This is a genomic window from Shouchella hunanensis (genome assembly GCF_028735875.1).
Lineage (GTDB): Bacteria > Bacillota > Bacilli > Bacillales > Bacillaceae_D > Shouchella > Shouchella hunanensis.
The window spans coordinates 2,702,993-2,728,979 of the sequence record NZ_CP117834.1 but is presented as its reverse complement, the minus strand read 5'-3'; the positions used below and the strand labels follow the sequence as shown (position 1 = coordinate 2,728,979).

At 39.9% G+C, this 25,987-nt stretch carries 30 protein-coding genes; 8 read left to right on the top strand and 22 right to left on the bottom strand.

From position 1 onward, the window contains the following. Nucleotides 1-9: 9 nt before the first annotated feature. From PQ477_RS13830 to PQ477_RS13815, 4 genes are read right to left on the bottom strand one after another with little or no spacing between them, the layout of a single operon-like run. Nucleotides 10-1,014, bottom strand: coding sequence for a 2-hydroxyacid dehydrogenase (locus PQ477_RS13830; RefSeq protein ID WP_060705195.1), 1,005 nt, complete (start codon nt 1,012-1,014; stop codon nt 10-12). 21 nt (nt 1,015-1,035) lie between these two features. After that, a complete protein-coding gene (locus tag PQ477_RS13825) occupies nt 1,036-1,791 on the bottom strand; it encodes an SDR family NAD(P)-dependent oxidoreductase (RefSeq protein ID WP_274272219.1) in 756 nt (251 codons plus the stop codon). Beyond that, entirely contained in the window at nt 1,788-3,308 is a 1,521-nt protein-coding gene (locus PQ477_RS13820) for an FGGY-family carbohydrate kinase (RefSeq protein WP_246117146.1), read from the bottom strand. The genes PQ477_RS13825 and PQ477_RS13820 overlap by 4 nt, the downstream gene beginning before the upstream one ends. Before the next feature lie 31 nt (nt 3,309-3,339). Next, on the bottom strand, nt 3,340-4,149 hold the full coding sequence (locus tag PQ477_RS13815; RefSeq protein ID WP_274272217.1) for a class I fructose-bisphosphate aldolase: 810 nt from the start codon (nt 4,147-4,149) through the stop codon (nt 3,340-3,342). A 199-nt stretch (nt 4,150-4,348) separates the two neighbouring features. On the opposite strand from PQ477_RS13815, the gene PQ477_RS13810 reads away from it, so the two are divergent. From PQ477_RS13810 to map, 3 genes are all read left to right on the top strand, one after another. After that, nucleotides 4,349-4,774, top strand: coding sequence for a TM2 domain-containing protein (locus tag PQ477_RS13810; RefSeq protein ID WP_060705192.1), 426 nt, complete (start codon nt 4,349-4,351; stop codon nt 4,772-4,774). A gap of 119 nt (nt 4,775-4,893) precedes the next feature. Further along, nucleotides 4,894-5,796, top strand: a complete 903-nt coding sequence (locus PQ477_RS13805; protein WP_274272216.1) for a PH domain-containing protein — start codon at nt 4,894-4,896, stop codon at nt 5,794-5,796. A 134-nt stretch (nt 5,797-5,930) separates the two neighbouring features. Then, nucleotides 5,931-6,671, top strand: a complete 741-nt coding sequence (map, locus tag PQ477_RS13800) for a type I methionyl aminopeptidase (protein WP_274272215.1) — start codon at nt 5,931-5,933, stop codon at nt 6,669-6,671. 71 nt (nt 6,672-6,742) lie between these two features. On the opposite strand, the gene PQ477_RS13795 is transcribed toward map, so the two are convergent. Together PQ477_RS13795 and PQ477_RS13790 are read right to left on the bottom strand one after the other, a co-directional pair. Further along, nucleotides 6,743-6,922, bottom strand: coding sequence for a hypothetical protein (locus tag PQ477_RS13795; protein ID WP_035393185.1), 180 nt, complete (start codon nt 6,920-6,922; stop codon nt 6,743-6,745). Nucleotides 6,923-6,961: 39 nt separating this feature from the next. Beyond that, nucleotides 6,962-7,141: a hypothetical protein gene (locus tag PQ477_RS13790; RefSeq protein WP_035393187.1), complete on the bottom strand. Its 180-nt coding sequence runs from the start codon at nt 7,139-7,141 to the stop codon at nt 6,962-6,964. A gap of 222 nt (nt 7,142-7,363) precedes the next feature. On the opposite strand from PQ477_RS13790, the gene PQ477_RS13785 reads away from it, so the two are divergent. After that, the gene (locus PQ477_RS13785) at nt 7,364-7,948 is read left to right on the top strand and encodes a DUF5067 domain-containing protein (protein ID WP_274272213.1); all 585 of its coding nucleotides are present in this window, start codon (nt 7,364-7,366) and stop codon (nt 7,946-7,948) included. A gap of 220 nt (nt 7,949-8,168) precedes the next feature. Here PQ477_RS13785 and rlmD read toward each other — a convergent pair whose 3' ends face one another. Further along, the gene (gene rlmD, locus PQ477_RS13780) at nt 8,169-9,539 is read right to left on the bottom strand and encodes a 23S rRNA (uracil(1939)-C(5))-methyltransferase RlmD (RefSeq protein ID WP_274272212.1); all 1,371 of its coding nucleotides are present in this window, start codon (nt 9,537-9,539) and stop codon (nt 8,169-8,171) included. A 100-nt stretch (nt 9,540-9,639) separates the two neighbouring features. Further along, on the bottom strand, nt 9,640-11,037 hold the full coding sequence (locus tag PQ477_RS13775; RefSeq protein ID WP_274272210.1) for an alanine/glycine:cation symporter family protein: 1,398 nt from the start codon (nt 11,035-11,037) through the stop codon (nt 9,640-9,642). 161 nt (nt 11,038-11,198) lie between these two features. On the opposite strand from PQ477_RS13775, the gene PQ477_RS13770 reads away from it, so the two are divergent. The 3 genes from PQ477_RS13770 (at nt 11,199) to alr (ending at nt 14,879) form a co-directional block, all read left to right on the top strand. Further along, on the top strand, nt 11,199-12,434 hold the full coding sequence (locus PQ477_RS13770; protein WP_274272209.1) for a PucR family transcriptional regulator: 1,236 nt from the start codon (nt 11,199-11,201) through the stop codon (nt 12,432-12,434). A 123-nt stretch (nt 12,435-12,557) separates the two neighbouring features. Continuing rightward, nucleotides 12,558-13,691 (top strand): alanine dehydrogenase, encoded by a 1,134-nt coding sequence (gene ald, locus PQ477_RS13765; protein ID WP_274272208.1) that lies wholly within the window; start codon nt 12,558-12,560, stop codon nt 13,689-13,691. A 75-nt stretch (nt 13,692-13,766) separates the two neighbouring features. Next, nucleotides 13,767-14,879, top strand: coding sequence for an alanine racemase (gene alr, locus PQ477_RS13760; RefSeq protein ID WP_274272207.1), 1,113 nt, complete (start codon nt 13,767-13,769; stop codon nt 14,877-14,879). A 108-nt stretch (nt 14,880-14,987) separates the two neighbouring features. Here the strand turns inward: alr and PQ477_RS13755 are convergent, their stop codons facing one another. The 11 genes from PQ477_RS13755 to gatC form a co-directional block, all read right to left on the bottom strand. Then, nucleotides 14,988-15,194, bottom strand: a complete 207-nt coding sequence (locus PQ477_RS13755) for a hypothetical protein (protein ID WP_274272205.1) — start codon at nt 15,192-15,194, stop codon at nt 14,988-14,990. A gap of 97 nt (nt 15,195-15,291) precedes the next feature. Further along, nucleotides 15,292-15,858 carry a hypothetical protein gene (locus PQ477_RS13750; protein WP_274272204.1) on the bottom strand — a complete coding sequence of 189 codons (567 nt, stop codon included), beginning with the start codon at nt 15,856-15,858 and terminating at the stop codon, nt 15,292-15,294. A 27-nt stretch (nt 15,859-15,885) separates the two neighbouring features. Further along, nucleotides 15,886-16,455, bottom strand: a complete 570-nt coding sequence (locus PQ477_RS13745; RefSeq protein ID WP_274272203.1) for a hypothetical protein — start codon at nt 16,453-16,455, stop codon at nt 15,886-15,888. A 101-nt stretch (nt 16,456-16,556) separates the two neighbouring features. Then, a complete protein-coding gene (locus PQ477_RS13740; RefSeq protein ID WP_144558483.1) occupies nt 16,557-17,135 on the bottom strand; it encodes a hypothetical protein in 579 nt (192 codons plus the stop codon). Nucleotides 17,136-17,240: 105 nt separating this feature from the next. Beyond that, the gene (locus PQ477_RS13735) at nt 17,241-17,516 is read right to left on the bottom strand and encodes a PTS sugar transporter subunit IIB (RefSeq protein WP_035393207.1); all 276 of its coding nucleotides are present in this window, start codon (nt 17,514-17,516) and stop codon (nt 17,241-17,243) included. Between the two features lie 12 nt (nt 17,517-17,528). Continuing rightward, nucleotides 17,529-17,996 (bottom strand): PTS sugar transporter subunit IIA, encoded by a 468-nt coding sequence (locus PQ477_RS13730; protein WP_035393209.1) that lies wholly within the window; start codon nt 17,994-17,996, stop codon nt 17,529-17,531. 3 nt (nt 17,997-17,999) lie between these two features. Further along, the gene (locus PQ477_RS13725; protein WP_274272199.1) at nt 18,000-18,773 is read right to left on the bottom strand and encodes a DeoR/GlpR family DNA-binding transcription regulator; all 774 of its coding nucleotides are present in this window, start codon (nt 18,771-18,773) and stop codon (nt 18,000-18,002) included. Between the two features lie 174 nt (nt 18,774-18,947). Continuing rightward, on the bottom strand, nt 18,948-19,856 hold the full coding sequence (locus PQ477_RS13720) for a diacylglycerol kinase (protein WP_144558481.1): 909 nt from the start codon (nt 19,854-19,856) through the stop codon (nt 18,948-18,950). A 194-nt stretch (nt 19,857-20,050) separates the two neighbouring features. Further along, on the bottom strand, nt 20,051-21,481 hold the full coding sequence (gatB, locus tag PQ477_RS13715) for an Asp-tRNA(Asn)/Glu-tRNA(Gln) amidotransferase subunit GatB (protein ID WP_144558480.1): 1,431 nt from the start codon (nt 21,479-21,481) through the stop codon (nt 20,051-20,053). Between the two features lie 15 nt (nt 21,482-21,496). Continuing rightward, the gene (gatA, locus tag PQ477_RS13710) at nt 21,497-22,948 is read right to left on the bottom strand and encodes an Asp-tRNA(Asn)/Glu-tRNA(Gln) amidotransferase subunit GatA (protein ID WP_274272198.1); all 1,452 of its coding nucleotides are present in this window, start codon (nt 22,946-22,948) and stop codon (nt 21,497-21,499) included. A 24-nt stretch (nt 22,949-22,972) separates the two neighbouring features. Next, the gene (gene gatC / locus PQ477_RS13705) at nt 22,973-23,260 is read right to left on the bottom strand and encodes an Asp-tRNA(Asn)/Glu-tRNA(Gln) amidotransferase subunit GatC (protein WP_144558479.1); all 288 of its coding nucleotides are present in this window, start codon (nt 23,258-23,260) and stop codon (nt 22,973-22,975) included. A 184-nt stretch (nt 23,261-23,444) separates the two neighbouring features. On the opposite strand from gatC, the gene PQ477_RS13700 reads away from it, so the two are divergent. After that, nucleotides 23,445-23,612, top strand: a complete 168-nt coding sequence (locus tag PQ477_RS13700; protein WP_158331938.1) for a hypothetical protein — start codon at nt 23,445-23,447, stop codon at nt 23,610-23,612. Nucleotides 23,613-23,696: 84 nt separating this feature from the next. Here the strand turns inward: PQ477_RS13700 and PQ477_RS13695 are convergent, their stop codons facing one another. The 3 genes from PQ477_RS13695 to PQ477_RS13685 form a co-directional block, all read right to left on the bottom strand. After that, the gene (locus tag PQ477_RS13695; RefSeq protein ID WP_274272197.1) at nt 23,697-24,155 is read right to left on the bottom strand and encodes a DinB family protein; all 459 of its coding nucleotides are present in this window, start codon (nt 24,153-24,155) and stop codon (nt 23,697-23,699) included. 15 nt (nt 24,156-24,170) lie between these two features. Next, entirely contained in the window at nt 24,171-24,734 is a 564-nt protein-coding gene (locus tag PQ477_RS13690; protein ID WP_035393216.1) for a GNAT family N-acetyltransferase, read from the bottom strand. Between the two features lie 83 nt (nt 24,735-24,817). Then, nucleotides 24,818-25,984 (bottom strand): CamS family sex pheromone protein, encoded by a 1,167-nt coding sequence (locus tag PQ477_RS13685; protein ID WP_274272195.1) that lies wholly within the window; start codon nt 25,982-25,984, stop codon nt 24,818-24,820. Between the last annotated feature and the right edge of the window lie 3 nt (nt 25,985-25,987).

Genomic DNA, 25,987 nt, shown 5'->3' with positions numbered 1-25,987 from the left:
TTGGTCAACTCATACACTATCGCTATCTAAGTAGGAACAAATTCGTTCTGCTAGTAATATAGGCGAGTGCCGAAACGCATCAACCGTGCTCCCTGCTAAATGGGCGGTTAATGTGACATTATCTAGTGCGAGAAAACGACTGTCTTTTGTTAAAGGCTCATAGTCAAACGTATCTAGAGCTGCACCAGCTATGACGTTTTCTTGCAAAGCTCTTATCAGCTCCCCTTCTTTTACAAGGCCAGAACGAGCGGTATTAATTAAGATCGCCGTCTGTTTCATTTGCTCAAACTGTTCATAGCCTAACATCCCCTTTGTTTCTGCTGTTAGCCGACCATGTAAACTGACGACATCAGAAGCCTTTAACAATTCTATTAACTCCACTTGGGTACACGTTGTTTCACCATTAAAATATGGGTCATAAAATATAATCTTTGTGCCAAATCCACTTAAATAGTTTGCCACAAGCTGACCGATGTGACCAAACCCGATGATCCCGACTGTTCGCCGCCCTAATTCTGGGATGTGGTCCTGGTTGGCAAAGTCTTTTTGCCAATTTCCTTTCATGATTGAAGCATGAGAACGACCGATGTTTCGCATCTCTGCAATAATCATTCCAACCGTAAATTCTGCTACGCTTCGTGCATTTCGACCTGATGCATTTAATATTTTGATGCCTCTTGCTTCTGCTTCCACTACATCAATATTTTCAACCCCTCCTCGTAGCACACCGATGAGAGATACGTTTTGTGCTGCTGCAAGAACGGAACGGTTCAAAGGTGCGAACTGCGTTAAAATGATGTCATATTGATCGATGTCATAAGTAATGGAATTTGGCAATGAAACAGCGTCAGAGCCTTTTTGTTCAATTAATACATTATCCTTTTGTAAGTCCTCTACTTGATCATGGTGCCACTTACGTATAGTTAATTCAATGCCTTTTTGTTCAAGACTAGCTAGCCCTTCCTTCATTACATGCTCGGAGATTAACAAATCAGCAATAGCCAAACATTTCATATCTCCACCTCTTAGACGTTGTTAATGCATTAACATTCCACCTGTAGCATCAAACGTTGAACCGGTTACATAATTGGCTTTTTCTGATACTAAAAAGGTTGCAATCTCTGCCATTTCTCGTGGTTGAGCTACACGACCAATGGGAATTCTATTCAAATAATACTCTTCTTTTTTTTGTAAAGATTTTCGAATCATGTCTGTTTCCACAATGCCTAATGCGAGATTATTTACAGTAATTCTATCTTTTGCATGTTCTCTAGCTAGTGATTTAGCAAATCCTAGTATGCCAGATTTGCTTGCGGCATAATGAGCATGCCCTGTAGTTGAACCATGAAAGGCCGCTTGAGAAATAATATTTAACAGTTTTCCTGGTCGCTTTTGATGCACACAGTGTTGAACAAACAGCTGGCTTAATAAAAAAACACTTGTTAAATTCGTTTGTAAGGTTTCATTCCACTCATGTAAAGACATGTCTTTAATGTAACGAGTTGGCCAAACAGCAGCATTGTTTATTAAAATGTCAACAACTCCGAAATAAAATGCCTGTTCAACCGTCTCTTCGATGCTTTTTGTGTCAGCAAGATCCATTTGCACAGCGTTGGCCACTTGACCCTTCTCTCTAATCGCTTTTACAACTTCGTCTGCTTTTTCCTTATGTCCATGGTAGGTTATTGTTACCTTCGCTCCTTCATCCGCTAAACATAAAGCCATTTCTCTTCCAACCCCTCTTGACCCACCAGTAACAATGGCATGCTTTCCTTGTAAGCCAAGATTCATTGTTTTACTCCTAACGCCCAAACATCCGCCATCTTCTCAACCGTCTCTTGGTAGCGCTTAAATTTTTGTTCGTAAATAGTGGCTTTTACTTGATTGGGCTGAATGGTTGTTTTCACTTGAACCATAGCTTCAGAAGCTTGTTGAATAGACTCATATTCACCAGCCATCACAGCCGCACACATAGCCGTTCCAAGTGTTCCATGCTCTTGTACATTAATAACCTCTACCGGTAACTGCAAGACATCTGCAAACAGTTGAACCCAAACATCTGATTTTGTTACTCCACCTGCAAGCCGAACGACCGTTGGCTTTTCCCTAAATTGAAGCAAGCGCTCAACATGCGCCATATGACTAAAAACTACACCTTCATAAATGGCACGTAAGAGGTGAGCTCGCTGGTGCCAGCTCAACAGTCCAATAAAGCAGGAACTGGCATGAGATACTGCATTTGAGCCAAATAAAAATGGCAAAAACAGTAGCTCACTTTCTTCTGGTTCTGTTTGAGAAACAAGCTCATTGCAAAGAGGGTAAATCGATTGATTCTTTGCCTCCGCTTCATTTTTTTCCAACGGCATGCATTGATTGATATACCACTCTAAATTACTCGCTGAGGTTGGACTGGCTTCAGTTGTTAACCAGTATCCATCCATACAATAAATAGACGTCATAAATAAACGTTTATCGACTACTGGCTTTTTTGTAATGTACTCATTAATACTCCAAGTACCAGCAACAATACATAAATGATCTTCCGTTACTAAACCAGATGCAATAGCAGAAGCGGAAATGTCAAACATCCCACCAGCAACCGGTGTTCCAGCTTGTAATCCAGTGAGCTCAGCGACTTCTCCTGTAATCGTACCGCAACAATCTGTAGAACCTCGTAAAGGCGGCAATTTCTCCAATGCGTCCTCTATCCCGAAAAATGCTAATAGCTCTTTGTCATAACGTCGGTCACGAACATTAAGAAGACTTGTACCTGAGGCATCGGTTTGTTCAAAAAAAGCTTCTCCCGTCAACTTATATCGAATGTAATCTTTCACCATGAAAATATAATCTGTTTTCGCATAGACGTCTCTTTCGTTTTCTTTCAACCAAGCTAACAATGCGACTGGCTGACCTGCCCAAACCGATTGCATCGTCTTCGGTAGGATTTCCTTGTCATAGCGAGGGTCCGCTCTCCATTGATGAACGTACTTTTGAGCTCTTTGGTCTGTAGATATGATTCCGTTATACGTCGTCTCTCCTGCTTTATTCATAGCGTATAAGCCATTCCCATGCCCTGTAATAGAAATACCTAATAGTTCAACAGCTGCTATCGCCGAGCGGGTCAGAACCTCACGAATAACAGCAAGATTGGCTTGCCAAAGTTCTTCACAATCTCTCTCTGTATGATAAGGTCTTGGCGTTAACATCTCTGTCTTCCTTACCGCTGTTACAACTTCTTCTCCTTTCAATGAGAACAGCGTAGCTTTCGTCATCGTCCCGCCATTATCAATGCCCAATACATATTTCATCATTATCCTCCTTAAAACGTTATGATAACGACTACATGGTTTCTAAGTACATGGTTTGATATAGCTGGTACGCACTCTCTACTGAATCTCTTTTATGAATAAGCGCATTTAGCGCTGCCACCATGGCAACAGGAGACTTATTCTGAACAATGTTTCGTCCGACCGCTACACCCTTCGCACCGTTTGCCAAACAGTGGTTGACAAATGATAAATATGCCTTCACATCATCTGTTTTTGGTCCGCCTAAGGCAAGCACTGGAACTTTGGCATATTGAGCAATTAGCCGATCATCCAGTTCACCTGAATAGCGGGTTTTAATTACATCCGCCCCTAACTCAACCGCCATATTTGCCGCAGCTGCAAGAATAGGTGCATGGTTCGAAGATTCCGTTGTTACTGCATACCCATATGGCAGTGACTCCACTATCAAAGGAACGTTCCATTCATCTGCTTGACTCGCTAATTCTCGCACAGCTTGATGCGTATGCTTTTCATTATGAGCACCTGGAAACGTCATGACAATTACTCCATCTGCACTAAGACGCAGTGCCTCTTTAACACTTAATACAGTGGTTGTATCAGGAACAGAAGCATCAAATACATTTGTTGACATATCTACTCTCAACATCATCCCAACATCTTGAAATGCGTCTGGATAACGTTTGACCATTCCGTATGTAACGAGGACTGCATCAAGTCCATGTTTAACGAACGTAGGAATGAGTGGAATTACCTTGTCAATCCCTTCTATTTTTGACGAAAAATAAGAACCGTCTAAAGCCAACGTTAAAGACTTTCCATCTTCGGCAAATACTCTAGCTAGCCTACGCTTCTTTGTCATTTCCCCCTCCAGTTTTTGAAATAGTGCGACTTCAAATCAATGCGTTGATCTTAATAAATTGGACAAATTGATGTCAAGGGCACAATGAAAGTTTAGGAAAAATATTCTTTAACTCATGTCTTTATTTGTCGGAAGTGTTTTCTAACGTTCAATAATCAAGTATACTTTTATTATCTTAAAATAGTTAGGAGGCAGTCTATTGGAGAATGAACTGTTAAGACGTGATTTATCAAGTGAAGAACAAGCCATCGTTAATCGAATCATGCAAAAGCATCAAAAGAATAAGGTTATTACGTACATACTATGGCTTTTTACTGGTTTTGTTGGAGGGCATCGCTATTATATGGGAGATACCCGCTACGCAGTCGGTATGACCGTAACCCTTGGAGGCTTTGGAGCATGGTGGATAATTGACCTTTTGCTTATTGAGAAAAGGCTCAATTTTCTTAAAGATGTATTAGAATATCAAGTGATTGATCAAGTTTTAATGTACAGAAGAGATTATTATAACCAACCTTATAGCAACTTTCATTTTAATTATGATCCTCGTTATCATCATCAATATCCACCAAGTCATGGGCACCATCAACAACGAAATCACCCAGACGATCGCTACTATCGCTGAGCCTCTAAGTAGGCTCTTTTTCAAAATATACAGACTGGTCTTGTCTATTCTTGTCGCATTATCCATTTTGTCTTTTTTATTCTATTACACTTAAGGGATACAAAAAAGGAGTCTTTTTAATGCATTCTTATCAATCCATTCTAGCTCGCTTAAAGCAAGTTGGGGTTACAGATACTTTTGGCACAAAAAAAGAAGTGAAAGAACTTCCAAAGATTTTGTCTCCAGATGAAGTACTTTATTATGCAATAAGTGGATCACTAGAGGGGACAACCTGGCTTGTCATTGTTACAAATCATCGTGTAGTTTTTTTAGATAAAGGCCTAATCTATGGAACAAAACAACGAGAAATTGCCCTAAATAAAATTACCTCAATTTCACAGAACATCGGGCTTTTAACTGGTGAAATTATTGTTTCAGATGGGTTTAAAAAATTTGTTATCCAAAATTGCAAAAAAGCGACCATTCAGCCTTTTATTGATGCCACAAATCGAGCAATTAAAGATATGGATCACTATCATAAAGTACCTAGCTTTATGCATAATGATCGCCGAGACTCCCTTTATTCAGAACGACAGCCGTCCTCACGATTGAATCACCTTCACGAAGAAAACAGATATTCGGATAGTTATCGGAACCATCATTCTCATGAAGTAGAGAGAAGAGACTCTTACAGCTACGATTCTCGATACTCCGATAGACGAGATCCTATCAGACAAAAACAGTATCCAGACAGACGAGATCTCAATGGCTACGATCGACATTTTGCTAAAAGACACGAAAGAGACTTTGAACGGCGTGATCTCCACGTTCCAAATTCTCGCCACTCCTTTGAAAATGATTATAAGAATCATGCGATTACTTCTCTAAACAGCTCATCTTTGGACGAATCCAATACTCTAAATTACGGGCAACGCAACTTTGCCAAACTCAAAGAGCTAAAAGAATTACTTGATATGGAAGCCATTACACTAGAAGAATTTGAAGCACAAAAAGCTCAATTACTTCGAACAAACCGTTACTAACTGCTGAACCTTTTTGTAAGGTTCTTTTTTTAGCGCGTTATCTCTATACTCTAAACAGTATAGAGCCTCCTTTTATGATAGAATTTACATGAACGATTTACGTGATATATTCTAAAATTAGGTGATGACATTAAATGATCGCAAAAACAGAAGAAGATTTTAACGGATTAAAAGAGATAGGCCGCATTGTCGCCTCTATAAGAGACGAGCTTGTTCATCAAACAATTCCCGGAATTTCAACGAAAGAGCTCGATCGACTTGCTGGCACTTACTTTGAAAAGGCAGGTGCTGTTTCGGCACCGAAAAGTGAATATCAATTTCCTGGCTTTACGTGTATCAGCGTCAACGATGAAGTGGCGCATGGCATACCTGGTAGCCGCGTTATTCGTGAAGGAGATTTGGTTAACATTGATGTGTCTGGGTCGAAAAACGGCTATTTTGCAGACACAGGAATATCGTTTGTAGTTGGAAGAGGCAACAAACAGTTAGAGAAACTATGTAGCGTAGCTAAGCAGGCATTTGAAGAAGGGTTAAAAAAAGCGGTCCCTGGTTCCAAGAAAAGCAGATTAGGTAAAATCGTCAATCAAACAGCTCGAGCAAACGGTTTTACAGTCATAAAAAATTTGACCGGACACGGTATTGGTCGTGCGATTCATGAATCACCTGATCATATTTACAATTACAACGACACTTGGGATGACGAACTTCTTAAAGATGGCATGGTTATTGCCTTTGAGCCATTTATATCCACTTCTGAAGAAGAAGTATTTCAAAAGAACGACGGTTGGACATTCGCAACAAAAAATAGTTATGTTGCTCAATATGAACACACCATTATTCTAACAAAAGCAGGTCCTATCATAACCACTTTGTAAACCATTGTCGACCTTAACAGAGAGCACTAACACTCTCTGTTTTTCTTCGTGTCCTGCCACCATGTTCATTGTTACCAGTTGTCACTCTCCTTTACTTGAAAGGCGTATTGCCTTAATTCCTCTGTAACTGAATTAGTAGAATCGCATTGATCACAATAAATATGAGGCGCTTTTGTTACATATTGACTTAACACATATTCGGACAATTTCTTTGGTGTTCCACATTTGTTGCAAAACATGAGTACAGGCATATGCTCCTCCTATCTTTAGCTCCCCTAGCATAATTCCTACTAAATTCTTTCTTTCACAATCAATAAAGCCTTCTGCTCATTATCCGTCATTTCATCATGACCATCTGTTAGAACCTTTACAGCAACTTGCCCATTTTTTTGACGAATGAATCGAGCTACAATCGTTAATCCTTTGTATACATCTGCCGTGTTGTTTCCATTCTGTTGAATGCTTAACATCTTAAACCCCCTTCGCTTAAGTAGAGCGCTTTCTACTTCTTAAAGAGAAGAACTTTATAAAAAATCAATCAGTATGAACAAATTTCTTAAAGATTCATCACCTATAAACTTACAGAAAACTTAAACATTTATTCGACGATTGTCTAATTATGTCGAAGCTATATATCTATAGAAATAAGACCTTTATAATAGAGACTTATTACATAAAAAGGGGTTTTATTTATGAAAAAGCTTTTATTATCTAGCGCTTTAGTGAGTTTAGTTGTATTAAGTGCATGTGGGGATGGAAACGAAGAAACAACAACGGATCCAGTAGAGGAAACATCTGCGGACAGTACAGAGACTTCAAACGAGAGCACTGAAGATGCTGACGAAACTGAAGAAGATACACAAGAAGAAAATGATAGCGCAACCAATGACACTACACTCGATACCGGCGAATTTGTCTATGAAATTAAAGAAATTGAGCAATTAGATAGCCAATATGATGCAAGTACACAAATCTTGGCAGTTGAATTAACCTTTACGAATAATAGTGAAGATGCAGTAAGCCCTTGGATATCCCAAGGCATTACCGCTGAACAAGAAACAGACACGACTGTGGAAACGTTAATGGGTTCAAATGGCCTATATCCTGAAGACTACAAAACGGAATTAGTTGAAATGGGCGATACAAACGTTAAACCAGGCGCTACTGTTGATGCAGTAATTGGTTTTGAAATCTTATACCCAGGTGAGCCAGTAACGTTAAAAGAATTTACTTATGGCGAAAGCTCTTTCGAACGTGTTGTTGAAACAACAGAATAACGAAATCATTTACACCCGCTCAAATGAGCGGGTGTCTTTTATGTACTATCGTTTAGGGTTTTGAACCGTTTTAAAACGATTATTTCCTACTACACTGTACGTAAATGCAGTTGTCCCCTCTTTCTACTTAACGATGTAAAAAAGAGAGCTACCTTATGAGGAAGCTCTCTTTTTTTATTCTGTTTGTCTTTCTTTTTTTAATAGCTCACGTAACATCCTGTTAAATCAATGTTAAAACCGCCACACACTCCACATGATTTGTTTGTGGGAACATGTCAACTGGTGTAACTACTTTTGTCCGGTAGCCGCCGTCTTCTAAAATGCGTAAATCTCTAGCAAGGGTAGCAGGGTTACACGAGACATAGACGATTCGTTCTGGTTTCATCTTAAGCATCGTGTTAAGCAATGCTTCATCGCAGCCTTTTCTCGGTGGATCTACAACGATAACATCGGCTGTAACGCCTTGAGCATGCCACCATGGGATGACTTTTTCTGCTTCTCCAACTGCAAAGGTTGCATTGTCAATATGGTTGAGTTTTGCATTTCGCTTTGCATCGGTAATCGCTTCAGGAACAATTTCAACGCCATACACGTGCTTTGCTTTTTGAGCAAGGAAAAGAGAAATGGTTCCGATACCGCAGTAAGCGTCAATAACGGTTTCGCTACCAGTGAGTTCTGCGTAATCAAGTGCTTTCTGATACAGTCGGTTTGTTTGATCTGGGTTCACTTGATAAAACGAGCGTGCCGATATGGCAAAGCGGATGCCGTTGATCTCGTCGTACAAATACGTTTCTCCCCATAACACATCCGTTTGCTTTCCGAAGATCACATTGGTACGTTCGTTGTTTATGTTTTGGACAATCGATACAACAGTTGGGATAGCCTCTCGTATACCCGCTATCAGCTCGTCCTTTTGTGGGAGCTTTTTACCCCTTGTTACTAAAACAACCATTACTTGATCCGTTGTCTTGCCGTACCTTGCCACAATATGCCGCAAAACGCCATTATGTTTCTCTTCATTATAGGCAGGAATCCGTAATTCTTTTGCTAATCGTTTAATGGTTTGAACAACAAGATCATTCTCTTTATGCTGAATGATGCATTCATCCATATCAACAATATGGTGGCTTCGCTTTGCATAAAAGCCTGCGACAAGTTCTCCGCGTTGGAATGCTACAGGAACTTGCGACTTATTCCGATAGCGCCACGGCTCATTCATTCCTACAACTGGATGAACCGGAACATCTGGTAATTTACCAATGCGTGCCATTACTTCTTTGACTTGCTTCTGTTTCATATGCAGTTGGGCGCCGTAGTCCATATGTTGAATTTGACAGCCACCACATTGATGAAAAATTGGGCATGGTGGTTCTACTCGGCTCGGACTTTCATCGACAAGGTTCATTAACCGCGCAAACCCGTAGCCTTTTTTCGTTTTCACAACTTTCACTTCCGCTTTTTCACCTGGAAGTGCTTGTGGAATAAATAAAGCATAGCCCTTTACTTTTGCCACACCTGAGCCATCATGAGTCAAATCTTCTATTGTTACCGTGAGGGTTTCATTTTTTTGTACAGGTACTATCTGTTTCATATAAGGTTTCGTCCTTTATTCGCTAATGTCATCCGTACATTGTATCACGTAGTAGTTGGTAAAAAAAGAGGCCTGTACACCTGTACAGCACCTCCCTTCATTATACCTTTCCTTTTTTATAAAAGTTTGTAAAGTAATCGTTTGTTTCCGATACGACGATTTTCCACAGTAACAATAAGGCAATTAAGTTCGGAATCATCATGAGCGCGTTCGCCATATCCGCAAATGCCCATACAGCTTCAAGACTTACTAATGCCCCAATTCCACAGGCTGTTACATAGATAAGACGATAAACGGTAATACCTCTTGTGCCAACAAGGTATTCAAAACACTTTTCACCGTATATATACCAGCCAACAATTGTTGTGAAGCCAAAGAAAATGACGGAAAGCGCTACGATATACTCACCAAATGTTCCAAGGACCGATCCGAACGCGGCTCCCGTTAATGCGCCACCTTCCAGAGATGGATCATGAATAACGCCAGATAGAAGTCCACCTGAAGAATCCCAAAAGCCTGTCATAAGGAGAACAAGTCCAGTAACCGTGCAGACAATAATCGTCACAATAAACGTGCCTGTCATGGCAACAAGCGCTTGTTTTACAGGATGATCGGCACGAGCGTTCCCTGCAATAAGTGCTGCTGTACCAAGTCCAGCTTCATTTGAAAAAATTCCTCTTGCAAATCCGTTTCGAATCGCTTCAGCGACGATAATACCTGCAAAACCACCTGTTGCCGCTACTGGATTAAAAGCGTAGTAGAAAATCAGCTCAAAAGCTGGGATAATCATGTCATAGTTCAGAAAAATAATAAGTAAAGCGCCACCCATATAAAGAACCGCCATGGAAGGAACAAAAATTGTTGATAATAAACTAATTCGCTGAATGCCGCCAAAAATAATGAGGCCAACGAGTATAACTAAAAGAACAGCCGTTAGTAGATTTGGAACGGAGAAGCTGTTGTTCGCTACATCGGCAACGGTATTTGATTGAACACTGTTTCCAATTCCTAACGCAGCGATAGCACCGAACAGCGCAAAACCAATTGCCAAAAATTTAAATTTACTCCCCAATCCTTTTTCAATATAATACATAGGACCACTTGAATATTCACCGCGATCATTTTTCACGCGGAATTTTACAGCAAGTAGTGCTTCAGCATACTTGGTTGCCATTCCAAGTAAACCGACAACCCACATCCAAAAAATAGCTCCCGGACCACCAAAGCTTATCGCTGTTGCTACACCGGCGATGTTACCGATTCCAATAGTTGCTGAAAGAGACGTCATTAACGTACGGAAGTGGCTAATATCCCCTTCTGCTGAGGAATCTTTTTCGTCTTCCTTCCCGAATGCTAGTTTAAATGCATGAAGTAACCTGCGAAATTGAAGACCTTTTAATGCAAGGGTTAAAAATAGACCTGTACCGAATAACAAAATTAATCCTGGTGGGCCCCATAAAAAGCTGTTAATGTTTTCTATGATGTCTAAAATGCTCATCTTGTCACTCCTGAACCAAAAGCTATTGTATGATAGTATTACTAGTTGTTAGTTATTCTACCATGCTAGATTATACTTGTATTTGTGAAACCCCACAATCTGAAAACGTTTCCTTCGTTTTTTCACACAATCTACCATTTCCCAATGAAGGAGGACCAGCGATGTTCGATGATTTACAGCAACAATTTAATCGTTCATTCGATTCTTTAGAGGACTTTGCTGACTTAATTAGTGACTACTTGCAATGTCCCGTTACGATAGAAGATGCCAACCATTATTTACTAGCTTATAGTTCACATGATGATGAAACCGATCAAGCAAGGGTTTCGACCATTATTGGACGTAGAGTACCCGAACGAGTCATTAATCGTTTTTGGAAAGATGGTGTTATCCCCAAGCTTAATTACAGCGACGAACCACTTATTATTCCTACAATTGATGAAATCGGACTTGGTAACCGCGTCGCCATCTCCATTCGAAAAAATGAAGAAGTACTAGGTTATATCTGGGTTGTAGACGTTCGCGGCATTCTTAATCAGGAAAGCTTAGCACTATTAAAAATGGCTGCGCGGAAAGCCCGAAATCAGCTCCTACAATTCAATTTACAAAAGAAGAAAAAAGAGCGCAATGAACAAGAGTTACTCTGGCAAATGATTACTGGAGAAATCGCCAACTACACAAGAATGAAGGAGCAATTACTTCGGATTGGGCACCAGCTAGATCAGTCCATTGCCATTGTGATCTTTTCAATAAAAGACTTGTCAAAGGACGTTATGAAACAATTGACGTATCTTACAAACACCACGCAGAAAATGAAAATCTTAATTCACACATTCGATGATGATCAGTTAATACTGTTAGTAACACCTAAAGATAAACGGACTTTTGTAGAAGAAACGGAACAATTTCTTCATTCTTTCCTCAAACAAGTAAACGATCGATTTGATCAAGACATACAAGCTATCGGCTGCGGTTATCTTAAAGAAGATGTGCGTACTATTAATGAAAGTTACAATGAAGCCACCGCTGTTCTGCGATTAAAACAGTTATTTCCTAGGGAATTAAAAAGTGCCTATTTCTATCATGAGTTGGGGGCTTTCCGCTATGTTGATTTGTTAAAACGCACACCTGAGCTTCAAAAGCTAGCGACGAACCCAGCATTAGAGAAGCTAGTCACGTATGATCGTGAAAATCAAACCAATTTAATGGAGACATTAGAGACCGTTCTTGATTATGAAGATCAATTAACTAAAGCTGCTAAAAAACTTCACTGTCATGTAAACACGTTAAATTATCGCTTAAAGCGAATAAAAGAAATTACGATGATTGATATTAAAAATCCAGTCCAAAAAATTGGTCTTTATTTTGATCTAAAGTTAGTTAGAAAAAAACACTAAAGCCTTTTGTTGATTTAAACAAATAACCGGTTCCATTTTGTTTTTTTGTAACAATGCGTTCCTTCATTTGTGGATTTATACTAAACGTACACATTCACACTATCTTGTTTGGAGGAATTATAGATGATTATTGGAATCCCTAGAGAAATTAAAAATAATGAAAACCGTGTGGCAATGACCCCTGCCGGTGTTGTAGCCTTAACAAAAGCTGGTCACCAAATAATAGTCGAAAAACACGCCGGTGTCGGATCTAGCTTTGAAGATGCCGATTACGCTGAAGCTGGCGCAACGATACTTTCAGAAGCAAAAGAGGTATGGGCTCAGTCAGATATGATTATGAAGGTTAAAGAACCTCTTTCAAGTGAGTACGGCTACTTTCGTGAAGGATTGATTCTATTCACGTATCTACACCTAGCAGCTGAAGCTGAGCTTGCTCAAGCGTTAGTTGACAGTGGTGTAATTGCCATTGCGTATGAGACAGTTGAAGTAAATCGCACGCTTCCACTTCTTACACCTATGAGTGAAGTAGCTGGGCGTATGGCTTCTCAAATTGGTGCCCAATTCCTAGAGAAATTAAAAGGTGGAAAAGGGATTCTTCTTTCTGGTGTACCAGGCGTAAAACGTGGGAAGGTTACCATTATTGGTGGCGGTGTTGTTGGAACAAATGCAGCGAAAATTGCAGTTGGTTTAGGTGCTGACGTTACACTCATTGACTTAAGTGCAGACCGCCTTCGTCAAATTGATGACCAATTTGGAAACGACATTCAAACATTAATGTCCAACCCACTGAATATTGCTGAAGCAGTCAAAGATTCTGACCTTGTGATTGGTGCCGTTCTTATTCCAGGCGCAAAAGCACCTAAGCTTGTGACAGAGGAAATGATCAAATCAATGAGCCCTGGATCCGTTGTAGTTGACGTTGCTATTGACCAAGGTGGTATCATTGAAACTGTAGATAAAATTACAACTCATGATAACCCAACATACACGAAGCATGGTGTAGTTCATTACGCTGTAGCGAACATGCCTGGTGCTGTGCCTCGTACATCAACACTCGGACTTACCAACGTAACAATTCCTTACGCGATGCAAATTGCGAATAAAGGGGTTCAACAAGCATTAGCAGATAATCCTGCTTTAGCGCTTGGACTAAACGTTGCAAATGGTGACGTTACGTATAGTGCTGTTGCACGTGATCTTGGATATGAGCTTGTTTCCGTTGCAGATGCATTAGCAAAAACGCCGGCACAAGCATAATATCCTTCTACCGCACACATAAGCCCCTTCATCGTATGATGAGGGGCTTTCTTGTATAGGAAAAGGAGTAAAGAAATGACACAAACAAGTTATCGTCAAACATATGCTACGATCGAGCTCAGTGCCATTGCTTATAATACACGTACGTTTAAAAAGCTACTAGCGGAGAATTGTCAGCTAATGGCGGTTGTAAAAGGGAATGGCTACGGCCATGGTGCTGTTCCTGTTGCCAAAGAAGCACTTGAACATGGCGCAACCTATTTAGGTGTTGCCATAATAGATGAAGCCGTTGAACTTCGAGAAGCTGGAATTACAGCACCTATTCTCGTGCTCGGCTATACACCACCTGAAGCCTTCTCCACCGCTATTAATAAGGATATTACAATTACGTTGTTTGATAAACAGCATGTGCAGTCATTAGGACATACCGCTACTACATTACAGAAACAAGCAAACGTTCACTTAAAAGTTGACACAGGCATGGGGCGAATTGGTATGCAATCCCCAGATCAATTAGTAGAAACTGCCAAAGCAGTTCACGCACATCCTTCTCTTCACCTTGAAGGCATCTTTACTCATTTTGCGGAAGCCGATTGTCTTGAATCTCGTTTTACAAATGAACAGTATTCTAGATTCTGTGAATTTCTTCAAGCTGTAGAAGCTGAAGATATGACGATCCCGATTAAGCATTGCTGCAATAGCGCTGGAGCCCTTTATCATCCAGAGAAGCATATGGATATGGTACGTGTCGGTATTAGTTTGTACGGATTGCGCCCAGATACAGCACTTACGTTTCCTGTACCACTGCAACAAGCTATGCATGTATATGCCATGGTAGCCGCTGTCCGATCCGTTCATAAAGGCGAAACGATTAGCTATGGTCGAACACATATGTTAGAGAATGACCGAAAAATTGCCACGCTTGCTATTGGCTATGCAGATGGCCTTTCTCGTGCTCTTTCTAACAAAGGATATGCCTTGCTTTCTGGGCAACAAGCACCTATTCTCGGTCGTGTTTGCATGGATCAAACGATGATTGATGTAACAGACATAAATGGGGTCCAACCTGGGGACGTGGTTGAATTTTCAATTGATCATATGGCTGATAGTACCGATACCATTAACTACGAGATCGTTTGCGCCTTGACAAAGCGTGTACCACGTTATTACAAGAAAACCGCCCACTAAATGAGGCGGTTTTTTTGTAGATTTAGACAATGTAGCCGATCACCATTACTGTTGCCGTCCAAAACAACGGAATGAGAACAAGAACAGTGAGACGTTTTCCCTTCCATTTTAATGGATCTTCTTGATCGACTTTTTGTGCGTTGAAAAAATAAATAACATTGTTAACGAGAGCCCTACATAGAAGTAGATGCAATAAATAAGCACATCGTTTGTCGTAAGACTCATTAGAGGCTGCGTGAATGGTGGCCAATTGTTTATCATTAAGAGAATACCTGGTATGGACATAATGACGGTTACTACAACTAAAGCAGACACAGAATTGCCCCGCTCCTCTTTATGCTTCATCAATTTACGGTGCCATTTCCAAGGGGATAGTTTCTTTTTCGTAGTAAAGTTGACATACGATCCCCTTTCATAAACGGTTTGATAACCACATCCAACCAATTGCTGCTACTAGTACCCAAGCACATACGATTCCGAGTATCAGCGCGAAAGACTTTCCTTTTATAACAAAATCTTTTTCTTTCTCAACCTGCCATGAATCAACAGCTCTCCCTTTTAAAATCTTACTAATGTTTACAATAGGTACGAAAATACAAATAAAAATGAAAAACACAGCTACCGCACTCGCCTCGTCCAACCTCATTGGCTGTGAATTCGTTAGGAAGAACAGGCAGATAGCTGAAAGCAAATAAAACACTCCATCTACTCGTTGCTTCCTTATCCATTCGTCTGCCCCGTATTGCTGAATCTCATGCTCGACCAATAGCTGTTGCCATCGTAAGGGAAGCAAGCTCTTTTGAACGGCAATCATATTCCAGGTCGCTAACACAAGTTGAATGATAATCGTAACCCCAACCAGCGTGGCGAACGATATATGCCCTTGAACATGAACTACAAATAGTATGACGAACAATAAAAGAGATACGTTTAGCCACAATACTTCTTGTCTTCTCGCTTTTTGTATTTGTTCATTCATCGTTAACCGTCATCCTTTGTTCTGGCATTAAGAAAAGAAGAAATAGATGATTACGCCAAATAATACCCAAACGATCAACATTGCTATACCCAAACACAACGTTTTTCCTTTAAGAGTAAAACCTTTACTATCATGACCAAAGAAAGCATCTATATAGCTTTTGCGAACGATATGACCAATGTTTCTAGATAAAACAAAAATCATTAGATAGAGAACAAGTATTTCAACTAGTATAGTATTACTATAGAAAGACTGATTGCTAGGATTAATCATAGAAGGACCGATGAAAAAACTAAGGATCACTACTAGAACGAGTAGTAAAGCATGCCCCCACCTTTTTCTATTCTTCCAAACCGCATAGCCGTAATAAGTAATTTCATGAGCTCGAAGCGTTTCTTGCCATTTTAAAAAAGGTTTTGGCCATTCTGGTTTAACCGCTCTTATAACCGAAACGACTATTAGACTGACTAGAAAAAAAAGGATCACCATCTCAAAGATTCTAAAATAATAACTGACGAAAAGAATACTCATGGTTAGTAAGATAACGGCATTTTCAAAGACCCACTCTATACGTCGTTCTTTACGTATATCTAACAATCCGTCTCCCTCCCTTATCAACCCTTATAAGAACTATAACAAATTTTACCTTCTTTAGAAAACCGTAGGATAAAAAAATAAGAGCTGATCAGCTCTTATTACTAAACTAAATAATCTACTATCGTTAAAATAGCTGTATAGCTAAATAAGTAAATAGCAACGACAACAACTGGAACGAACAAAGCAAGAAGGAGCGGCTTTGTTTTACTACCTTTTCCCCGGTGATGATTAATAAACATTGTTTCTAAGAACAAAGAGACATTGCACAATACCGTAAAGACAATGATAAAAAAGGGAAAAGAAAAGACATAGCCTTTTGTTAGCTGAAAATCATTTATAAGAAATGGTCTACTGTAATAAAGCAAAGCACTTATACCAATTATAGATAGCAATAAGCCTTGAACCATGAGCCAATACGTCCAACGTCCCCCCAATATGCGAATATGAAAACGATGAAGTTGTTGTAGAGATGGCAGAAAATGAAGTAGATGCTTCCGCTTAAACAGTATAAATAAGCCAATTGCCAGCACTAGCAGGCTAGCAAAACAATAGACACCTATAAAGATAGATCCATCTACTGGCACCAAACTGAAAACACCAAGAATGTACATCGAAAAGAGTAATCCGTTTAACCATAGCCAGTACTTTAATCGAAGATGACGTATCTCTGCTTCTGACATGAACTTCTCTCCTTATCGTTTTTCCTTTCTTTACATATATATACGGGAAGAACGAAAAGATATCAAGAATCTATACGACAAGTCTCATTGAGCATTTTCATCAAGTTAAGTTAAATAGGAGAGTATTTCGTCACTGACCTTACTAACTCCGGCACCTGATAGAAAGGGCAAGCCATGAAGAGTAGGGACACCATATGAACGATAGACATTGGTTGTCGTAATAATAAGATCAGCTTGGTCACGCTTATCTTCAATTTCAGTGAGACGACATTCTACGATCGTAGCTGTGATTTTGTTGTCTTTAAGCAATCTATCTACTTTGCCAGCAACAACCATCGAAGTAGCCAAAGCTCCAGAACATGCAACAATAATCGTTTTCACATCAATTCCTCCTTATAGGTTTTGTACATGCTTATTTAAATACTGACTTGCTTCATAGGGTGATGATAGTGAACGAATGGTAGATAAAAAATGACGGTTTTGTATTTTTTCCAAGAGGGTGAGAACCGTTTTACGAGCTGCTTGATCATTCTTAATGCCTAATAAAAAAATAACGGACACAGGAATAAAAGTACTCGTTGTTCCCATTTGTTCATAATAAATCGGTCGCCGTAATGTAAGCAGACTAATTTTACTTTTCACTATAAACGTCTCATCACTGTGTGGAATGGCAACTCCTGTTGGTTGAAACGGAATACCTGTCGGATGTTCTTGTTCTCGTTGAAGTAAAGCTCGCGTATAGCCAGAAGTGGCACATCGTGAAGTTTCCATCTGTGTGCCGAGAGCTGTAAGTAGTTCTGTTTTTGTGTGAATCGATTGATTCAAATAGACGAATGACGCATCAAATAAGAAGTGATCCATCGATTACTCTGAACTTTTAGCAATCACAACATCTTTTGTCTTTTGTTCAATTTCTTCAAGCATGTCGTTATCTGCTTTTTCGTCTGTTATGAGACGCTCGATTTCTTCTATTTTTGCAACACGATTCATATGCACTGTTCCAAACTTCGAATAATCAATCATCATCACATGCTTGTGCGTATGTTGCAGCATCAATCTAGAAACTTCTGCTTCACCTAAGTGTACGCTTGTATAACCATGTGTTGGATGTAATGCACCAGCACTAAAAAATCCAATATCAACAAATAAATCATTCATCGTTCGTGTTGCTATCGGGCCAACGGTTGACCGTTCATTTCGACGTACGTTTCCACCAATTAAAATGAGTTCAAAATCGGAGCCGTCCACGACTTCATTAGCAATTGCTAACGAATTCGTAACAATCGTTAGGTCGTTAGCATGGAGCATTAGTTCTTGAGTGAGATAAAGGGCGGTTGTACCGTAGTCAATGTAGACCGTGTCTCCTTCTTCAACAAACGCTGCTGCTTTTTTAGCAATCCCTCGTTTTTCCTTTTCATTCACCGATTTACGATTTGTATAAGCTGTTTGAATGTTGGATTTATTCAACACAGCACCGCCGTGAACTTTACGAATGAATCCTTTTTCTTCTAAATCATATAGGTCTTTGCGAATCGTTTCACGGGTCACTTGCAAACGTTCAATAAGATCCGAAATTTTAACAGATTGAGATTCATACAAGTCTTGCATAATTTGTTTTTGCCTTTCCTCTGCAAGCATGAGATCACACTCCTTTTCTATACTATACTCAACAATGACAACAAAAGCAAACTTTTTATTTTGATTAATGTTGCTTAAATCGTAAAAAAACCTATAAAAGCAAATAAAAAGCAAGAAACTATCATAAAAAAAGAGATGTCCTCGTTCGACATCTCTTTTTTATTCTCTTCTATGCTAGCGCTTTTTTCGGTTTTTTGGCATTAATAATTGAAAATGGTGGTACATGTTTACAAATTCCGCAGGTAGCACGCCACCACGTTCACCATCTAAATTTAATTGCATTTCATGATTTTCGAGCAGCTCTACCTTAATTCGATTTGCCTTCACATACAGAAGTTTGGAATGATTGATATGCTCCCCTCTTAATGCAAGGGATGCCAAATGAACAAATTCTGGGAATGATGTTTTTTTCACTACAAGGAAGTCAAACATACCATCTTGTAAAGATGCACTTGGCGCTAGCTTTTCAAAGCCTCCAACCGAATTCGTATTTGCGACGAGGAACATCATAATCTCGCCTTCAAATAACTTGCCATCATACTCAATTCGTACCGCGGTTGGTTTTACTTGAGGAAGTTTTTCAATTCCTTTTATGTAGTAAGCCATTTGTCCAACCATCGTTTTTAACTTTGCTGGAACTTCATAGGTTAATTCAGTAAGCGTTCCGGCTGCAGCAATGTTTGTAAAGTATTTATTATTCATTCGCCCGATATCAATTGGCTCATAATGACCGTCACAAATGACATTCATCGCTTGTTCTATATCACGTGAAATCTCAAGCGCACGAGCAAAGTCATTTGTTGTTCCTGCTGGAATGATGCCGAGCATCGGACGCGTTTCCAAATCAGCTAGGCCGTTAACGACTTCAAAAATCGTCCCATCGCCTCCTGCTGCAATAACTAAATCAAACCCTCGCTCCCCTGCTTGTCGCGCTGCTCGAATGGCACAGCCTTCTTCAGGTGTTGTCGCATGGGCAGATGCTTCATAACCAGCTTGTTCTAATCGATTTAATATATAGGCTAAATTTTTCTTTAATTGCTCTCTACCGGAGCTCGGATTATAAATTAATCGCGCTCGTTTCATTGCAATCCCTACTTTTCCATTTCACTTTATCCCATTCTCATTGTACGTTATTTTCCAAGAGAAACGTATGCAAGAATGACTGAAAAGATGTAAAAACTAGTAAACATCTTCCTTATTTTTCCCTAAAGATCAGCATACTAAACGCTTTCGCCATAAAAAACAAGAGAACACGCTGGCTCTCTTGTTTTTGTTACTTACCGTTTGTTCATCTCTTCCACTAATAGCTTATTTACCATCGGTGGATTCGCTTTTCCTTTTGATGCCTTCATTATTTGTCCGACAAGGAATCCGAGCGCACGATCTTTTCCGTTTTTGTAATCGATAATGGACTGTTCATTTGCATCTAATACGTCAGTAACCATTTTACGCAGTTCACCTTCATCAGAAATTTGCACAAGTCCTTTATCTTTAACGATTTGTTCCGCATCGCCACCGTTTTCAATAAGCTCTTTAAATACTTTTTTAGCAATTTTTGAAGAAATCGTACCTTCTGAAATAAGCTTAATCATGCCGGCTAAACCAGCTGGTGTTAACGCAACATCAACTAATTCCTTCTGTTCTGCATTCAAATAAGCAAGTACGTCACCCATTAAGTAATTTGAAGTAAGCTTAGAGTCTGCCCCTTGTTGCAATGTCTCTTCAAAGAAATCCGACATTTCTTTTGTTAACGTCAATACATGCGCATCATATGCAGGTAAGCCAAGGTCACGCACATAGCGTTCTTTTCGCGCATCAGGCAGTTCAGGAATCTCTTGACGAACTCGCTCTTTCCAGCTGTCATCAATATATAGATTAAGCAAGTCTGGCTCAGGGAAGTAACGGTAATCGTCTGACCCTTCTTTGACACGCATGAGAATCGTTTTGTTTCCAGCTTCATCATAGCGACGTGTTTCTTGCTCAATTACACCACCAGCTACTAACACTTGTTCTTGACGCTTTTCTTCGTACTCTAAGCCTTTACGAACAAAGTTAAATGAATTTAAGTTCTTCAACTCTGTTTTTGTACCGAATTTTTCTTGCCCTATTGGACGAAGAGAAATGTTTGCGTCACAACGTAAAGAACCTTCCTCCATTTTACAGTCAGATACACCTGTATATTGGATAATCGCTTTTAACTTTTCCAAGTAAGCATATGCTTCTTCTGGCGTGCGAATGTCTGGCTCAGAAACGATCTCGACAAGCGGTGTTCCTTGACGGTTATAGTCGACAAGAGAATAGCCATCATCAGCGTGCGTAAGCTTTCCTGCATCCTCTTCCATGTGCAGACGCGTAATACCAATCTTTTTCTTTTTTCCATTTACTTCAATTTCAATCCATCCGTTTTCACCAATAGGCTTGTCAAATTGTGATATCTGATAGGCTTTAGGATTGTCTGGATAAAAATAGTTTTTTCGATCAAACTTTGTATCTGTCGCAATTTGGCAATTTAAGGCTAAAGCAGCTTTCATTGCAAAATCAACAGCTCGTTCATTTAATACTGGTAAAACACCTGGATAGCCAAGGTCAATCACACTCGTATTTGTATTAGGATCAGCACCGAAATGGTTAGGGCTCGGTGAGAAAATTTTTGATTCTGTTTTTAACTCTACGTGTACTTCTAATCCAATAATTGTTTCAAAATTCATCACGAATTCCCTCCCTTACAATGCTGGCTTTTCTTTAGAAAATGATGTTGCTTTTTCGTACACATCGGCAACACGGTAAATCGTTGCTTCATCAAAGTGCTTACCGATAATTTGTAAGCCTAGCGGCAAGCCATCTTTAAATCCACATGGAACCGATAATGCCGGCACACCAGAAAGGTTAACAGGAATTGTTAAAATATCGTTTGCATACATCGTCATTGGATCATTTAATTGATCCCCAATGCGGAATGCAGGTGTAGGTGTTGTCGGACCAATAACGACATCGTAAGAAGCAAATACATCATCAAAATCTTTCTTGATGAGCGTACGAACTTGCTGTGCTTTCTTATAATAAGCGTCATAGTACCCTGAGCTTAATGCGAATGTGCCAAGCATAATTCTACGCTTCACTTCATCTCCAAAACCTTCAGAGCGCGTTTTCTTATAAAGATCGAGTAAGTCTTTTGCCCCTTCAGCACGATAACCATATCGAACACCATCAAAACGAGCAAGGTTGGCAGAGGCTTCTGAAGATGCAATTACATAGTAAGCAGCAAGAGCATACTTAGAGTGCGGTAAAGAAACTTCTTCCCATACGGCACCTTGTTTTTCTAAAACAGCTAGCGCATCAAGGATCGATTGACGTACATCAGGATCGACACCTTCTCCAAGATACTCAGATGGCACTGCGATTCGCAAACCTTTAATGTCACCTGTTAAAGATTCATGATACGGCGGAACCGGTAATTGTGCTGACGTAGAATCAGACGGGCAGTGACCAGCAATTGCTTCAAAAAGATACGCATTGTCTTCTACAGAGCGCGTAATTGGACCAATTTGATCAAGGGAAGATGCAAACGCAACTAAACCATATCTTGATACACGACCATATGTAGGTTTTAAACCAACAACTCCACAGTACGCTGCAGGCTGACGAATGGAACCACCTGTATCAGAACCGAGAGAAAATGGTACTTCGCCAGCAGCAACCGCAGCCGCAGAACCACCACTCGATCCACCAGGAACGTAGTCTGTATTCCATGGATTTGCTGTTGTTTGGAACGCTGAGTTTTCATTTGAAGAACCCATCGCAAACTCATCCATATTAATTTTCCCGATTGTAATTGTCTCAGCCGCTCTTAGCTTGTTCATGACTGTCGCATCGTAAATCGGATTAAAGTTTTCTAGCATTTTACTTGAACATGTTGTACGTAAGTCTTTTGTAACAATATTATCCTTAATCCCAATTGGCATTCCGAACAATACATCTTTTGCAGATGCATCCACTTCATCTAATTGCTTCGCTAAAGTACGAGCTCGTTCTTCATCTAATGTTAGAAACGCTTTAACCTTATCGTCTACTTCTCCAATACGCTTATACGACGTATCAACAAGGTCACTCACATTAATTTCTTTTGCTGCTAACTTATGGTGCAGCTCTTTTATCGAATGATCAAATAATGACATGCTAGTCCTCCTCTTAAACAACCATTAAAACACTGAAGGAACACGGACTTGTCCGCCTTCGTGATCTGGCGCGTTTTTTAACACTTCTTCTACTTTCAAACCTTCAACTGGCTTATCTTCACGCATAACATTTTGCATCGTTAGCACATGAGTTGTCGGGATAACCCCTTCTGTATCAACTTCGTTTAATTGCTCTGCGGCAGTAATAATGGCTTCTAACTGCCCCTGAAAACGTTCTGCTTCTTCTTCTGTTATGGATAAACGCGCAAGGTGAGCGACGTGTTTAACTTGTTCTTGTGAAATTCTAGACATAATGGCACCTCCAAAACGAACTTTTGACAATATGATTAATAATACCAAATTCAACACACTCAAGCAACAAAGCATCAATTTAATAATTTCACAATATTTCTGAAAACGCTATCTTTCTGCCCGCTTTTCTGCGATACTTTATGAGAGTAACGTTAAGTAGAAAAGCATGGAAAAGGAGGTATGTATGTACCGATTGGAACGAACGACAAACAACTCGGTCACGGTTCTATTAAAATCTAGTGATCAACAACCGCTCATTTTCGATTCCTATGAAACGGCGCAAGCTTTTGCCTACAAACTCAATGTGCATCTTACCAAACCCCCACCTTGGGAAGTAAAGCCGTATCATTAACCTCTATTCACTCTGGTGATACCCTTCCCAAACCACAACATCGCTTCACCCAATATAGGCTTATATAAAGAGCTTTACATATGATTAGCTAAGCTTTCTTCCAATGACATTTGCTGAAACGGGCTTTAAGTCGAGCTCTCTTGCCCATATAGACAATTGTCCAATATGATGAATTTCATGGGCGATGATATGCCGCATAATAACTCCCCACGTATCGTAAGGTGGATGGCCATCATCGTATATACGATCCTCATACGAAGGCGTCCAACGCTCAATAAACAGTTGCACGTCATAATGGTAGGTTTGATGAAGCTGCCGTATGTCTAGAAGTGTTGTTTCCTGTGACAACGTTGCTTCTGGATCTGGCTTACATTCCAATCGTCTAATCCAGCTCCACTCTACATCAATAATATGGTGTAACGTTTTGGCAAAACTACCAACACCTCCAATTCGTTCTTTTAAAAAGGCTTCTTGGCTTAATTGTTCACACCAATTTATCCACTCTTCACGAACTTGCCAATTATAGTGAAAAAGCAATTTCATTGATGGTTGCCCCCCCTACTCTACCGTTTTAGCATAAATAGCCGTATCCGTTAGCATTGTTTTGTCAACAGACCACTCATCATTTTTTAATATGCCTTCCAGTTGAAAGCCTGCTCGCATTGCAACTGCACGACTGTTTTGATTCGCTGAATCACAGCGAATATACACCCGTTTTGCTTGAATGTGAGTAAAAGCATATGCTGTAATTGCCTCTACTGCTTCTGTCACGAACCCATATCCACTTTTACGAGAATCAATCCAATAGCCAATCTCACATTTTGGTACTTCCCAATCCAAATTATGTAGCCCAGAAGATCCCACGAATTCCCCATTGCTTTTTTCGAATAAGAGTAATCGAATGTCTTGCCTTAAAAGGAATTTTGCATATGCTTCGCGTAAATTTTGTTCCACCTCTGCCGCTGTCTGTTCCTTCGTAGCAAAAGGAAGCCATTTTTTCAACTCTTCTTTTGAACGCTGGATACTTGTATAAACCGCTTCACCGTCTCCTTTTTTTGGAACGCGAATTCGTAATCGATCTGTATTTATTTCTTCTGGTAAGTGACGTAATATCGGATCCATATTCATACCCCCAAAATAAAAAATGAACATTTTGAAAATAAAATGCAGATAGGTAGCCAGCTCGTCTAAGAACTGGCCAGCTTTTAATTCGTTACGTAAATAAACGGATCTCGATCAGGGTAATAAGACACAATGCCTTCAATCACACCTGACATCGAAGATATTTCAATGTCTACCGGTACTTCTTCAAAGTATTCTTCTGCTTTAGAAGCTGCAAACTGGGTCAGTGCTACAACCTCTGCTTTTCCTTTGTATTGAATATTAATCGTAACCGCTAATTTTGCTAAACGATTTTCTTCATAGCGAGCTTTACCGACAACCCCGACGTGATTCTCAAAGAAGCCTTGAATGTCTGATTGAAACTTAGAAAACCGGTCAGCATCATATTGGTAATCATTGTTAGCGTCTGAAGATGGGAAGTGGATATGTGTTTCATTAATGTCTGTCCATTCTCCCCCTTGTCCAGGTTCAAATACACCTTTCATAAAGAAATTCCCAGCATTAAGATCGTTGCTTGGCTTATCGTCAAATAAAGCAACAACAATTGGGACATCACTAATATCTTCTTCTAACGCACTTGCACCATCACGCAAACGCTCCACGATCTTCTCCGCCGCTTCTCTCCCAGCTTGCTCCTGTTGGTTTGCAGAGATCTCTTGAGAATCCGGTGTGCCTTCGTACGTAAAGGAATAGACACTATAGAGCGCTAACCCAATAACAATGCCCTCTGTCTCATACGTACCATTCTCGCTTGGCTGCATATAATTATGTTCCAAGATATTTCTTAAAATAAGTGGATCTTGCTTACGAGCATCAATGGATTCTTGTAGATCCACCTCCTCATCATCCACTCCTAGTTCTGGATTTAAACCATCTGGATTTGTCTCACTATAACGATTAATCCAGTTAACGACCGTTCCTCTTGTTAGATGTTGCCCCTCCTGAAAATAATAGGAGCCTGGTTCAAACGTATCCTTTGCAATTTCTTCTAGTCCTAATTCAAACCAGTCTAAATTACTGCGATTCATTGTGTTTACACCGTAGCCTCGTGTTTCTCCATGTAGATAGGCTCCGTCTTTCAACACACTTGAATAATGATTTTCTTCGGAAGCAACAGACGGAATAACGCTAAGAGAATCATCTGTTATCTCCACTTCTGGTACATCTTGCTCGCCATCATCATTTCCTCCAAAAATCGAACACCCTGCCAAAAGCATGGTGCTTAGCCCAATGATCCCCCAACGTTTCATTGA